11 protein-coding genes and 1 rRNA gene are annotated in these 13,388 nt (G+C 25.8%); 8 read left to right on the forward strand and 4 right to left on the reverse strand.

Annotated elements, in window-relative coordinates:
* Nucleotide 1: 1 nt before the first annotated feature.
* Genes N3D74_03595 through ispF form a run of 6 tightly spaced genes read left to right on the forward strand, consistent with a single transcriptional unit; the run spans nt 2 to nt 5,093 of the window.
* Entirely contained in the window at nt 2-520 is a 519-nt protein-coding gene (locus N3D74_03595; GenBank protein MCX8095249.1) for a UvrB/UvrC motif-containing protein, read from the forward strand.
* Nucleotides 501-1,553 (forward strand): ATP--guanido phosphotransferase, encoded by a 1,053-nt coding sequence (locus tag N3D74_03600; GenBank protein MCX8095250.1) that lies wholly within the window; start codon nt 501-503, stop codon nt 1,551-1,553. Before N3D74_03595 ends, N3D74_03600 begins: the two co-directional genes overlap by 20 nt.
* Nucleotides 1,550-2,896, forward strand: a complete 1,347-nt coding sequence (gene radA, locus N3D74_03605; protein MCX8095251.1) for a DNA repair protein RadA — start codon at nt 1,550-1,552, stop codon at nt 2,894-2,896. The genes N3D74_03600 and radA overlap by 4 nt, the downstream gene beginning before the upstream one ends.
* Before the next feature lie 2 nt (nt 2,897-2,898).
* Nucleotides 2,899-3,996: a PIN domain-containing protein gene (locus tag N3D74_03610; protein MCX8095252.1), complete on the forward strand. Its 1,098-nt coding sequence runs from the start codon at nt 2,899-2,901 to the stop codon at nt 3,994-3,996.
* Nucleotides 3,965-4,648 (forward strand): 2-C-methyl-D-erythritol 4-phosphate cytidylyltransferase, encoded by a 684-nt coding sequence (locus tag N3D74_03615; protein MCX8095253.1) that lies wholly within the window; start codon nt 3,965-3,967, stop codon nt 4,646-4,648. Before N3D74_03610 ends, N3D74_03615 begins: the two co-directional genes overlap by 32 nt.
* Nucleotides 4,626-5,093, forward strand: a complete 468-nt coding sequence (gene ispF, locus N3D74_03620) for a 2-C-methyl-D-erythritol 2,4-cyclodiphosphate synthase (protein ID MCX8095254.1) — start codon at nt 4,626-4,628, stop codon at nt 5,091-5,093. Before N3D74_03615 ends, ispF begins: the two co-directional genes overlap by 23 nt.
* On the opposite strand, the gene N3D74_03625 is transcribed toward ispF, so the two are convergent.
* The 3 genes from N3D74_03625 to pheS are packed head-to-tail and all read right to left on the reverse strand — an operon-like array spanning nt 5,090 to nt 10,234.
* Complete coding sequence (locus tag N3D74_03625) at nt 5,090-6,784, reverse strand: PHP domain-containing protein (GenBank protein MCX8095255.1); 1,695 nt, start codon at nt 6,782-6,784, stop codon at nt 5,090-5,092. The two genes, ispF and N3D74_03625, sit on opposite strands and share 4 nt — an antisense overlap.
* Nucleotides 6,777-9,200, reverse strand: coding sequence for a phenylalanine--tRNA ligase subunit beta (pheT, locus tag N3D74_03630; protein MCX8095256.1), 2,424 nt, complete (start codon nt 9,198-9,200; stop codon nt 6,777-6,779). The genes N3D74_03625 and pheT overlap by 8 nt, the downstream gene beginning before the upstream one ends.
* A gap of 11 nt (nt 9,201-9,211) precedes the next feature.
* The gene (gene pheS / locus N3D74_03635) at nt 9,212-10,234 is read right to left on the reverse strand and encodes a phenylalanine--tRNA ligase subunit alpha (protein MCX8095257.1); all 1,023 of its coding nucleotides are present in this window, start codon (nt 10,232-10,234) and stop codon (nt 9,212-9,214) included.
* Nucleotides 10,235-10,295: 61 nt separating this feature from the next.
* Here pheS and N3D74_03640 point away from each other — a divergent pair, with 61 nt between their 5' ends.
* Nucleotides 10,296-11,336 carry a flippase-like domain-containing protein gene (locus N3D74_03640; protein ID MCX8095258.1) on the forward strand — a complete coding sequence of 347 codons (1,041 nt, stop codon included), beginning with the start codon at nt 10,296-10,298 and terminating at the stop codon, nt 11,334-11,336.
* Here the strand turns inward: N3D74_03640 and mnmA are convergent.
* Entirely contained in the window at nt 11,331-12,368 is a 1,038-nt protein-coding gene (gene mnmA, locus N3D74_03645; GenBank protein MCX8095259.1) for a tRNA 2-thiouridine(34) synthase MnmA, read from the reverse strand. The genes N3D74_03640 and mnmA overlap by 6 nt on opposite strands.
* Before the next feature lie 291 nt (nt 12,369-12,659).
* Here mnmA and N3D74_03650 point away from each other — a divergent pair.
* Nucleotides 12,660-13,388: ribosomal RNA gene (locus tag N3D74_03650) — 16S ribosomal RNA — on the forward strand; the annotation flags it as partial.

Below are 13,388 nucleotides of genomic sequence, written 5' to 3' on the forward strand. Positions count from 1 at the left end.
GATGTATTGTGATATATGTAAAAAAAGAGAAGCATCTATTTTTATTACAGAGATTATAAATGGAGAAAAAAAATCACTTCATTTATGTTTTGAGTGTGCAACTAATATTGGAATAAAAGGCATACTCAAGGAACTCAATATTCCTTATGATGAAAATATAATAAAGAAATTTTTAAGTTTAATGCCTGGATTTATTGAAGAAAAAGAAAAAGAGAAAATATGCAATACTTGTGGAACAAAATTTGATGAATTTAAAAAGAGTGGTTTCTTGGGATGTAATGAATGCTATGAAATATTTAAAGATGAGTTAAGACCAATAATTTTAAATCTTCATGGTAGCATGAAGCATACAGGAAAAAGAAAAGGAGAAAAATTCACTCCAAAAACTACAATTGATGAGAAAATCAAAAATTTAAAGAGAGAACTTGAGTATGCAATAGAAGAAGAAAGATATGAGGATGCGGCTAAAATAAGAGACAAAATAAAAGAGCTTTTAAATAATGTTAAAAACAATTCTTAAAAATTTACCTAATTGGATTAAAACTTATGGTATAAATGGAGATGTAACTATTAGCAGTAGAATCAGAATAGCTAGAAATATAGAAGGATTTAAATTTCCTTTTAAATGTTCAGTTGCTGAAAAAAATAAAATTGTTGAAAAATTAAAATATAAAATTGAAAATTCAAGTTTTTATAAAAAATATAATTTATTTGGACTAAATATAATTGATTTGAAGGATGTTGAGAGATTAGCTCTTGTTGAAATGCACATAGTTTCGCCATTATTCATTGAAAATCCTTATGGAAAGTACCTTTATTTGAGTGAAGACGGTTCTATTAGTATAATGATTAATGAAGAGGATCATATTAGATTACAAATAATAAAAGAGGGTTTTTCTCTTGATGAAATTATTATAAATGCATTTGAAATAATCGATGAAATTGAAGATAAAATTGAATTATCTTATTCAAACACACTGGGTTTCATTACTTCTTGTCCAACAAATTTAGGCACAGGTTTAAGAGCATCTTTACTTATGCATCTACCAATATTAACTTTAATTGGTAAAATGAATGAAATAATAGAAAATTCGACTAAATTTTCAATTACGATTAGAGGAACATTCGGTGAAGGTAGTGAAATTATTTCATCGCTTTTTCAAATTTCAAATACAACTACACTTGGGAAAAGCGAAGAAAATATTATTGATAGTGTTAAAAAGATAGGAATAGAAATTCTTAAAATTGAAAGAAATGAAAGAGACAAATATTTTATTAATAAAAAAAATTTTTTATTAGATGAAATAAGAAAAGCAAAAAGTAAATTAAAATACTCATATAAAATTTCATATAAAGAAGCAAGTGAAATTCTATCGATTTTGAGATTAGGTTCTATATTAAAAGTTATTGATATACCAATTGAATTATTAAATGAACTTTTGATGAAAATTAGGTCTAATATTATGAAAGTTGAGTTCGATACACCTTTGGAAAGTTTCATTGATAATTTAAGAGCAGAATATTTAAAGAATATATTAATGGGTTATATATGAGCAAAGAAAATAAAAAATTTGTTTGTAAAGAATGTGGATATGAATCTTATATTAAACTTGGAAAATGCCCCTTTTGTGGTTCGTGGGATTCATTTCAAGAGAAAGATGAAAAAGAAAAAATAAATTTAGATAGTGTATCATTAAAATTATATGAATCAGATAAAAATGAAATTATAAGGCTAAAAACTGGTTTTTCTGAAATAGATGAATTACTTGGAGGTGGTTTTCTATCTGGCTCTTTTGTTTTAATATCTGGAGAACCAGGTATTGGTAAATCAACTTTATTGCTACAAATTTGTTTAAATGTATCTAAAACTGAAAAGGTTCTTTATATTTCAGGTGAGGAGTCAAGTTTACAAATATTAAATAGAATAAAAAGGTTAACACAAGTTATTCCGGAAAATTTTTATTTAATATATGAAATAGATATTGATAAAATAATTGATGCTTTAGAAAAAATAAAACCTTCACTTTTCATTTTAGATTCGATCCAAGTTATAAGAGATGAAGAAATAGATTCACTATCAGGTTCACCATCCCAAGTAAGAAATGTTGCAGAAAAAATTGGAGAGTTTATAAAAAGAAATATGACTGTTGGTGTTGTTGTAGGCCATATAACAAAAGAAGGAGAAATTGCTGGTCCAAAACTTCTTGAACATATTGTTGATACAGTTCTTTATTTAGAAGGAGAAAAATATCAATATTATAGATTATTAAGATGCAAAAAAAATAGATTTGGCTCAACTCAGGATATTGTTGTTTTATCAATGGAAGAAGAAGGTTTAAAAGAAATAAAAAATCCATCCTCTCTTTTTTTAACAAAAAGAGAAAAAGAGGTTCCAGGAAGCACAATTGTACCAGTAATTGAGACAGGACAAAAACCAATTCTTGTTGAACTTCAAACTTTATCAGTTCCAACTTACTATACACAACCCAGAAGAATCTGTTTAGGTATTGATTTAACAAGAGTTTCAATAATGATTGCTCTTATAGAGAAATTTTTCAAATTAAATCTTTCAAAATTTGATATTTTTGTTAATGTAACAGGAGGGATTAAAATTGAAGAAAGATCGTCAGACTTACCTTTAATTATTTCAATATACTCATCCCTCATGAATTTACCAACATCAAATATTGTTTCATTTGGAGAAGTAGGATTGAGCGGAGAAATAAGACCTGTTTCATTTATAAAAAGGAGAATTTTAGAAAGTATAAAACTTGGTTTCAAAAATTTTATAGTACCTAATTTTTCAAAAAATGATATAAAATTAAGTAAGGAGGTTAATTTAATAGAAATATGTAACATTAACGAATTAAAAGATGTATTAAAAAAAGGAGTTTAATAATGAAGAAATTTTGGATTTTTTTTAGGTATTTTTTTTCATTTTTAGGTGGGATTATAGGAGTTTTCATATCATATAAATTTTTGTTTTTTTTAACTAACTTAATAAATCTTAATTTTTTAATAATTTACTTTATTTTCTTTTTACTTTTTTTCTTTATATTTTTCCTTCTTTCACCACCTTTTACAAAATTATTAATTTTTATAGGAAAAAAAATTAACACTTTTTTTTCTTCTCTATCTCTTCCAGAATTATTTCTTGGATTATTTTCTGTTTTAATAGCACTAATAATTTCTTTTCTTTTATACTCTTTAATTTCAAAAATTCCATTAATTGGTATTTATCTTGGAGTAGCAGTTGGTCTATTTGTATTTGGAATTGTTGTTTGGGCAATACTTTCAAGAAAAACAGAAATTATTGATTCTATAAAAAGTTTAGGAAGAGGTGGAGAGGATAAATTACAAAAAGAAAAAAAGTTTTTTAATAAATATATATTAGATACATCAGCAATAATTGATGGAAGAATTTTAGAACTTATACAATTAAATTTTATAGATGGTAGAGTTTATATTCCAATTTTTATCTTAGAAGAATTACATCTTGTTGCTGATTCTGAGGATCAATCAAAAAGAATAAGAGGAAGAAGAGGTCTTGAAATTCTTGATAGACTAAAAGATGAATATCCAGATAAAGTTAAAATTCTTGAAGAAAGAGGTGAAATATTACCAATTGATACAAAATTAATAGATCTTGCTAAGAAATTAAAGGCAAAATTAATAACAACTGATTATAATTTAACACAGGTTTGCAGAACAAGAGATGTGCCAGTTTTAAATATTAACGAATTAGCCTTTTCACTAAGAAAGGTTGTTTTACCTGGTGAAAGATTAGAGATTAAAATAATTAAAGAAGGGAAAGAAAGAAATCAAGGAGTTGGTTATCTCGACGATGGTACAATGGTAGTGGTTGAAGAGGGTAAATATTATATTGGAAAAAAAGTTTTAATCGAAGTTACATCCTTTTTGCAAGGCCCAACTGGTACTATGATTTTTGGAGATTTATTGAAAGATGATAGGGACAGTAATAGTTGGAGGAGGTAAAAGTAAAAGGTTCAATGATGATAAAATTTTCTATAAAATTAATGATTTACCATTAATATATTACACATTAATTCCCTTTATAAAATGTGACAAAATAGATAAAATTGTAGTAGTTCTTTCTAAAGATAGAGTTGATGAAGGTATTAATTTTTTAAAAAGTTTTACTAAAATCATTGGAATTGTTGAGGGAGGTGAAGAGAGAAAAAATTCTGTTTTTAATGGGTTAAAATTTTTTTATAATAATGAAAAAATAGACTATGTCTTAATACATGATGGTGCAAGGTCAAATATAAAGATTGAAATAATTGAAAAGGTGATAGAAAATTTAGATATGAATTCGTGTGTTATACCAGTAGTTCCAGTGATTGAAACCTTAAAATATATTGAAAATGGAAATATCATAAAAACACTTGACAGAGATAAAATTTTTATAGCGCAGACACCTCAAGGTTTTCCCTTTCTAAAAATATTTGAGTTATTAAATAAGTATATTAACGAAAAATTATTTGATGATTCATTAGTTTTTGAAATGGAAGGCTTAAAAGTTAAAGCCATAGAAGGGGATATTGAAAATATAAAGGTAACATATAAAAGTGATATTTTAAAAGTTATTGATTTCATTAAAAGAAATGAGAATCGGTATAGGATTTGATTTTCATATAATTAAAAAAAATTTACCAATGTATATTGGAGGAGTATTAATAAATAAAGATTTTGGTTTTTATAGTAACACTGATGGAGATATTTTAATTCATGCTATCGTTGATGCAATTTTAGGGGCAATTGGAGAGAAAGATATTGGTGAACTATTTGATGAAAATTGGAAAGGAAGAAGTAGCATCAAGATTTTAGAAAATACTTTAGAGATAATGAGAAATAAAAATTTTGAAATTGTTAATATAGATGCTGTTATTATACTTGAAAAACCGAAAATTATTGATTTTAAGGATATAATTCTTGAAAATTTATCTAAGATTATGAAAATTGATAAAGAAAAGATCAATATAAAAGGAAAAACAATGGAAAAAATTGGATTCATAGGCAAAAGAAAAGGTGGTGCTTCTTTTGTAGTTGTTCTTCTTAAAGAAATTTGTTAACTCTTTCTTTTAATATTTAAAAATTTTTGTAATTCTTTATAATTATATGTATTTATTATTTTTTTCTCATCTATTAGAGCTCTTTTTGCAATATTAACTCCATATTCATTAACAAACTTAAGTTGTGGTGATATATGGGCATCAGAGTTTATTGAAAAATAAATATTATATTTATTTGCTTCAAACAAAAGAGAAGATGAAAGGTCTAACCTATCTAATGTCGAATTTATCTCAAGAAATGTTTTTGTTTTTTCAGCTTCAATAAATAAACTTTTCCAATCTAAATCCATCTCTTTTCTTTCCCCAATTTTTCTACAACTTGGATGAGCAATAATTGTAATGTAAGGATTATTCATTGCATTTATGTATCTTTTAGTATTAATATCTTTAGATTCATTAAAATTAAAATGAATTGATCCTATAACATAATCAAGATCTTTTAATATTTCCTCTTCTACATCAATAGAACCATCAATTCTAATATTCGCTTCAACACCAAAAAGAATTTTTATATTTGGAAAAATCTTTTCAATTTTTTTAATTTCTAATCTTTCTTCTAAGATTTTTTCTCTTTTCATACCTTTAGCAATTTTCAAATCTTCAGTATGGTCTGTAATTCCTATATACTCATAACCCATTTCAACTGCTTCTTTAACCAAATCATAAATTGTTGATATTCCATCTGAATAATTTGAATGTATATGGAGATCTCCTTTTATTGAGTAATTAAAAGACAAATTATTATCAATTTTAAGATAAATTTGCCAATTATCTCTAAATTCTGGTGGAATATACGGAATTGAAAAAAGATAAAAAATTTCTTTTTCACTCAAATTTTCTAATTTTAAAAATCCTATTTTAGTAGATATAATATTCATATTTCTTGCTTTCTCATTTAAAAAAAGATTAAAACTTTTTGGTCCAGTATAATAAATTAAAGCTGAACCAAAATAATTTTCCGGTATAAAATTTATAATAATTTCCAATTCAGAATAAATTGTTTTGAATTTTATAAAGTTATTGTTTTTTTCAATTAATACAAAATCATTAGAATTTTTTAAGAAATTTAAAATTTTTTCTATATTATAATTAAACGCAAGCAAATTCAAGTTTTTTATAACTTCTTTTTTTCTTCTTACACTACCCGTTAATATAATTTCATTTATACCAATTTTTTCTAATTCATTTTTTACAAAGTTAAAAACAGAAATTCCATATGAGTATGAAAATTCATTTTGTAATTTATTGTATGTATTCAAATTTTTATTAATAAATTCTTCACCTTTTATCCCAATTTCTTTAATATTCCTTAATTTTTTTTCCTTTAAAGCTTGTTTTAAATCATTTATATCAACAATATTTAATTCTTTATAAAGAATATTAGCAAGTTTATTACCTATTCCTGGAATTTTTGTTAACTTTATTAATGAATTTGGAATTTCTTTTAAAGAAGATTCAATTTCTTCGCTTTTCCCGTTAAATACAAGTTCTCTTAAAATTTTTCTTATATAATCTTTCTCAATAAAATATTTTTCAAATAGACTAAAATTTTCTCTATTTAATCTAAAATTTAGTGATTGAATTGTATCTGCAACTATTTTAAGTTCTGTAATTATTTTTTTGTTAATATTTTTGAATTTTAGGGCATCAATATAATATAAGATTTTATTTAAGATAATGAAATTATCCAATTTTTTTCCTTATCAAACCATTAAGTTCTTTTTCTATTCTGATTTCTATTTTCTCTATTATTTCTTTTATATCTTCATCTGTTAATGTTTTTTCAGAGCTTGAAAAAACAAGATTTATAGCATAACTTCTATTATCTATGCCAATTTTTTCATCTTCATAAATATCAAAAAGTGAAAATCTATTTAAAATTTTTCCTGATTCCTCTTTAATTATTTTAATCAAATCATTAAATTTTTTATCCTTAGGAATAATAATTGATAAATCGAAAGTTAAGCTTGGAAATTTTGTTATTTCTTTAAAATCTTTTTTAATAGAAACATACTTTTTCAATTTCTCAAGTTCTATTATTGATATATAAACTCTTTGATTTATATTTAGTTTTTCAATTAAATCATCACAAATTTCTCCAATTTCTCCTACAATTTGATTATTTACATATATTTTTCCATATCTTGTAGGATGGAAAATATTTGATTTATCATTATTTATTATAGTAAATTCATTTATATTCAATTCATTAAATAATTTTTCAAGTATTCCTTTTAAATGATAAAAGTTATAAAATCTATCTTTTTCTCCCCAATATTTTTCAATTATCTTACCTGTCAAACCAACTATAAGTTCCTCTTCTTCTAAATATTTATCTTCTTTTTCATAATAAATTTTTCCAATTTCAAATATAGCTATGTTTTTATTTCCAAAACTAATGTTTTTTTCAATAACTTTTAATATACTCGGTAAAAGATTTGTTCTTAGAACATTTTGATCTTGTCTTAAAGGATTAATTAATTCGATAGGTTTTCTATCAAAACTAAAACTTAAAAGATAGTCTCTATCAAGAAGCGAAAGAGTTAATACTTCATTAAGACCAAGAGATGTTAATATTTGTGAAATTTTATTATTGAATTTAATTTCAAAATTATCTATATAGGGGTCAATTTTAATATAAGGTACTGTTGGTGAAATATTTTCAATACCATAATATCTAACTAATTCTTCAATAAGGTCTATTTCTGTTTTTACATCTGGTCTGTTATATTCCTGAATAAACAAAGAATAATCGTCTCCTTTTTCTATTTCTTTAAATCCACCTCTATTTAGAATTTCAACAATTTCCTCATTTTTTATATTAAATCCTATAATTTTTCTTGCTCTCTCAAACCTTAATTTTATTGGTTCAATTTTTAAAGATTCGGAATAGATATCAATTGGTTTATATATTTTTTCACCTTGAAATGTTTGAGCTGATGAAAATCCAATTAAAAGAGTTTTATTTATATCTATTCCTTTCTCAAATCTTGATGAAGCTTCTGTTTCAATTTTAAGTTTTCTTTTTGTTTTAGAAATTGATGCAGGATTAAAATATGCAGATTCAAGTAAAATGTTTTTTGTATCAAAGTTTACCTCTGTTTCTTTACCACCTATAATTCCAGCTATTGCAATCGGCCTTAATGCATCACATATAAGTAACATTCCTTCCTCTAATTCTCTCTCTTTACCATCAAGAGTAATAATTGTTTCACCTTTTTTTGCCTCTCGAACTATAACCTTTTTTTCTAATTTATCTAAATCGAATGCATGTAAAGGTTGACCATATTCAAACATAAATACATTAGTTGAATCAACAATATTATTTACAGGTCTTTGTCCTATTGACAATAATTTTCTTAAATTAAAAATATTAGATTTTCCAACATTAACTCCTTCAATAACTACTCCAACATATCTTGGACATAAATAGGTATTTTTAATCTCAATTTCAAATTTAGTTTCTGGTAAATTTTCTAAATTTAAAATTAGCTCTTTATTATTATTAAATTTTCCCAATCCATATCTTTCTAATTCTTTTGCTAATCCATATAGTGAAAGAAGATCTCCTCTGTTTAATGTTTTTATTTCAAAAATATAATCATTAAGCCATAAAGCATTCTTTAAGTCTTCATATAAAGGAGTATCATCAGGTAATACAAATATTCCTTCCTTATATATATCTGATAAAGATGAATCATCAATTCCTATTTCATCATATGATAAAAGAAGAGCCTCTGAAATATATCCTTCTATATTAATAGGTTTTACATTAATTAGTTCATTAGTTTTCTCTCCATTTTGTATTTTATGTTTATAAACAGCACCTCCTGGTAATGCAATAGGTACAATATCATTTATTTTTAAATTTTTAGCTCCTGTTATAGATTTTAATATTGTATTTTTAAATTGTATAAAACATAATGATAAATTATTATTAATTTTTTTAATGTCTTTAATTTTACCTGTAAAACAATTTTTTATATCACTCTCCTTTTTGTAAATCTCTTCAATTTCAAGACCCCTGAAAATTGTAATATTTTTTATTTCTTCTATGTCTTTTTTTAATTCAATAAATTCACTTAACCAATTTAATGAAACTTTCATCTTTTTTCTCCTTAAAATTCATTAAGAAACCTTAAATCATTTTCATAAAAATATCTTATATCTGATATTCCAAATTTTATCATTGCTACTCTTTCAACTCCAAGACCGAATGCAAAACCTTGCCATTCTTCTGGATCAATATCAACATTTTTTAACACATCAGGATGAACCATGCCAGCGCCTAATATTTCAACATATCCAGTATATTTGCATACACTACAACCTCTTCCATAACATAAACTACAAGTTGCAGCAACCTCAAGACCTGGTTCAACAAATGGGAAATATGAAATATAAAACTTTGTTTGAGTTTTTTCTCCAAACATTTTTTTTGCGAATAAATCGATAATACCCATCAAATCTGCTAAAGATATATTTTTATCTATCATAAGACCTTCTACTTGATGAAATATAGGAGAATGAGAAGCATCAAACGGATCTCTTCTAAAACATCTTCCAGGTGAAATAATTCTTAATGGTGGTTTAATTTTTTCCATTGTTCTTATTTGAACAGGAGAAGTGTGAGTTCTAAGAAGTAATCCATTTGGTAAATAAAATGTATCCCACATATCTCTAGATGGATGATATTTTGGTATGTTTAAAGCCTCAAAGTTATAATATTCATTTTCAATTTCTGGTCCAAATGAGAGATGAAAACCCATTCTCATAAAAATATCAATAATTTCATTTTCAACAATTTTTAATATATGTCTTTTGCCCAAATTATAAGGGTATCCAGGTAATGTCTCATCAATTTTTTCTTCTTGGATTTTTAGTTTTTTTAATTTATCTAATATCTTAATTTTGCTTTTTTCAATGGCTAATTCAATTTCATTTTTTAATATATTAATTAATTCTCCATATTTTCTTTTCTCTTCAAAATCCACAATTGTCTTAAACTTTTCTGTTAAATTTTTAATAATCCCCTTTTTGCCAAGAAATTTAACTCTAACTTTTTCTAAATCTTCAAGAGTTTCTATTTTATCTAAATCAGCAAAGAGTTCATTCAAGATTTCATCCTTTTTTACATCCATTATAAGCTCCTTTTTATACAATGTTTGCATTTATTATATCTAAAAGTGTATAATATTTTCAATGGAAGAAAAAAAGGTCAATTTTAAATCTATTGCCAAAAATATTCTTTTATCTTTTATTCTTACAATTTTAGCAATTTTTATAATTGTTTTATTATCGAAAGGCGAAGGGTTTTTGGGTATCTTTTTTGAGATTAAACCATTTTATCTAATTTTAGCCTTTATAATTGTTGGAGTTTCTTGGATATTAGAGTCATCAATAATTTTATTGAGTTTAAAATTAGTGAATAAAAATATTTCATTAAGGGAAGCAATAAATCTTGCAATAATAGGTAATTTCTTTTCAGCAGTGACTCCATTTCAAACAGGTGGTCAACCTTTTCAAATGTATATTTTGAATAAAAATTTCAATGTTGAATATGGAAAAAGCGCTCTAATATTTTTAATAAAAGAGATATTAGCATTTATTGTTAGAATAAGTCTTTTTGTTGCAATACCAATTTTTATAACATTTTTTAAATTTGAATTTCATTTGAGTGAAGGAGTAAATTTGGCTTTAAATATTGGTTTAATATTTTATCTTTTAATATCACTTTTAATTCTTTTAGCAATGTTTAAACCTAAAAAACTTGCTCTTTTCATTGAAAAAATAGTTATAAAAATCTTTCCACCTAAAACTTCAGAAAAAATTATTGAAGAAATAGAAAAAAATATAAATTTATTTGAAGATGGTAAGAAAAATATTAGTAAAAATAATATTAAAGACTTATTTGTAATTTTTTTACTAAGTTTATTTCAGTGGTTATCATCACTTTTTCTTCCAGTAATACTATTAAAGGGTCTTGGATCTAATTCCCCTATTTTGTCTATTATTTTTGTAACGGTAATTTTTTTATTGTCTATAGTTTATGTACCAACACCTGGAACATCTGGTGCAGCAGAATTAGGAATTGCGTTTTTATTTTCGTCATTTTTACCAAGACAACCATTAATAGCTTTTATTTTATTATGGAGATTTTTTTATTATTACTTAACTATAATTGTTGGTGGAATTTTTCTTTTAAAGGAATTTTTTAAAAAAAAGAAACCAAAAAAATTATAAAACTTTATCAATTTCTCCACCGCCTAATACTATATCATCTTCATAAAATACTGCAGATTGACCTGGTGTTATTGCAAATTCTTTCTCATATAAATGAACTATTGCAGATTCATTTACAATTTCAAACTCACAATTTATTTCTCTACCTTTATATCTAGTTTTAACTTTTATATTTTTTTTATCTTTAATGCTATCAATGTCCACAAGCCAATTTAATTTTTTTATTATAAACTTATCTTTATATGCAAATTTTCTTTCTCCAACATATAAAATATTATTTTTAATGTCAATATCAACTACATAAAGAGGCTCTTTCCATGCTATATTTAAACCACTTCTCTGTCCTATTGTATAAAAATAGTAACCATTATGTTCTCCCAATTCTTTTCCGCTAATATGAATAATTTTACCCTTCTTCTCATTGAATATTTCTTTTAAAAATAAATTTTTGTCTTTTGTTATAAAACATAAATCTTGACTTTCCTTAGGAATTTCTTCAAAAATATTTAACTTTTTAAAATTTTTAATAACATCACTTTTTTTATATTCTCCTAATGGAAAATAAATTTTTGGCAAATATTCTTTTTTTAATCTATATAACATATATGATTGGTCTTTTTCATTATCTAAACCTTTTTTCAAATAATAATTTTTTCCTTCTTTAACTATTCTTGCATAATGACCAGTTGAAATTAAGTCTCCTTCTTTAAATAAATTTTCAAAAAGTATTTTAAATTTAACTTTTTCATTGCATATAACACATGGGTTTGGAGCCTTTCCATTTTTATATTCTTCTATGAAATAATTTATGATTTCCTTTTTAAAAATCTCTCTTGCGTCAATTATTTTTAATGGAACATTTATTGCATTTGTTAATTTTTTTACATTATCTAAATTGCAACATTTAAGAGGACACGATGAATCTATTGACTCAAATAAAATAAAAACTGCACATATATCATAAAGAGCTTTTTTTAACAAATAAAGTGCAAAACTTGAATCAATTCCTCCTGAAACTCCTAAATATATCACAAGTTAATTTTATAAAATAAATGAAAATTTTCAAATAACAAAGATTTGAAAATAACTTTATGATACCTCTTGACAAATTTAAAGTTTTTGTTAAACTTCAAAAATAGTGTCTTTAGATTATGTCTAAAGACAATTTGAAAATTTAAAAAAGTTTAACATCAAGATACTTGACAAAAAGTAACTTGATGTTATAATTTAAAATTGGAGTAGTACCTTGAAAACTAAGCAGTACTTGTTTATACCGTACTGTCAGGATTTAAACTTTCTAAAGTTTGAACTATATTTAGGTTAACTTTGGAGAGTTTGATCCTGGCTCAGGGTGAACGCTGGCGGCGTGCCTAATGCATGCAAGTCGAGCGGCAACAGATCCTTACCTCTGGTAAGGATGCTGGCGAGCGGCGAACGGGTGAGTAATACGTGGGTAACCTACCCTGAAGAAGGGGATACCCCACCGAAAGGTGGATCAATACCCTATAATCTCCAAGAAGGTAACTTCTTGGAGGAAAGGTGGCAGTTTCTGCTATCGCTTCAGGATGGGCTCACGGCCCATCAGCTAGTTGGTGAGGTAATGGCTCACCAAGGCTAAGACGGGTAGCTGGCCTGAGAGGGTGGTCAGCCACATTGGGACTGAGACACGGCCCAAACTCCTACGGGAGGCAGCAGCAGGGAATCTTGGGCAATGGGCGAAAGCCTGACCCAGCGACGCCGCGTGGGTGATGAAGGCCTTCGGGTCGTAAAGCCCTTTTCTAGGGGATGAAGGATTATATCTTGAATAAGGATATAATCTTGACAGTACCCTAGGAATAAGCTCCAGCCAACTACGTGCCAGCAGCTGCGGTAATACGTAGGGAGCAAGCGTTACCCGGAATCACTGGGGGTAAAGGGTGTGCAGGTGGTTTAGCAAGTCGATTGTCAAAGCCCACAGCTTAACTGTGGAAAGGCATTCGATACTGCTAAACTAGAGGACGGAAGAGGGAAGTGGAATTCCCGGTGTAGCGGTGCTGTCTCTTATACACATCT

The organism is Caldisericia bacterium, from assembly GCA_026414995.1.
Lineage (GTDB): Bacteria > Caldisericota > Caldisericia > B22-G15 > B22-G15 > JAAYUH01.